Origin of the sequence: Vibrio sp. 1641, from assembly GCF_033339995.1 — a bacterium.
GTDB lineage: Bacteria > Pseudomonadota > Gammaproteobacteria > Enterobacterales > Vibrionaceae > Vibrio > Vibrio alginolyticus.
In genome coordinates, this window is the sequence record NZ_JAWOVP010000245.1 from 1 (window position 1) to 645 (window position 645).

Sequence of the window (645 nt, forward strand, 5' to 3'; positions counted from 1 at the left end):
TAGTTCCTGGCACCTTCGACACCCAAGAGCAACTTGCTGCTCTGGCAAAAGTTATCGAAGAGATGACCGCGCAGATCAACGCGCAAGGAAACGTCAACGTTACTGTGACACCACAAGGCTTGCGTATCGTGTTGCAAGACGATTACAAACAGCACATGTTCAGTCGTGGTGGAGCCGAGCTTACGCCATTTTTTGAAGATTTACTGTTGGCACTTGCCCCTCTTTTCGAGCAAGTAACCAACCCATTGATCATCAGTGGTCATACCGATGCGATTCCGTTTAAGAAACGTTTTGGTCGTCAGTCGAACTGGGCGCTATCGGCATCGCGTGCTGATGTGGCGAGAAAAACGCTGGTTGAAGGTGGAATGCCTGATGATCGCGTCATGCAAGTTACTGGCATGTCAGATCGAGCGTTGCTGAACCCAGATGAGCCAGATTCAAGCGAAAACCGTCGAATCGAACTGTTTGTTCTGACAACACCAGCAGCAAAAGTTCTTGAGACCCTATTTGGCAATCAAGATGACAGCGAGCTGAAAAAAGCGAAACAAAAAGCGGAATTTAACCAACCCGTTATTCGACAAGAAGTGATCCGTTACTCGGCGGACGCAGAAAAACAAGAAGCGAAAATCCAAGCACTATAACGCT

1 protein-coding gene is annotated in these 645 nt (G+C 48.1%); it reads left to right on the plus strand.

Annotation, left to right across the window (positions count from 1 at the left end):
• A partial coding sequence (locus tag R7Z47_RS25300) for an OmpA family protein (RefSeq protein ID WP_318130822.1) occupies window positions 1-641 on the plus strand: 641 nt, incomplete at its 5' end.
• Between the last annotated feature and the right edge of the window lie 4 nt (window positions 642-645).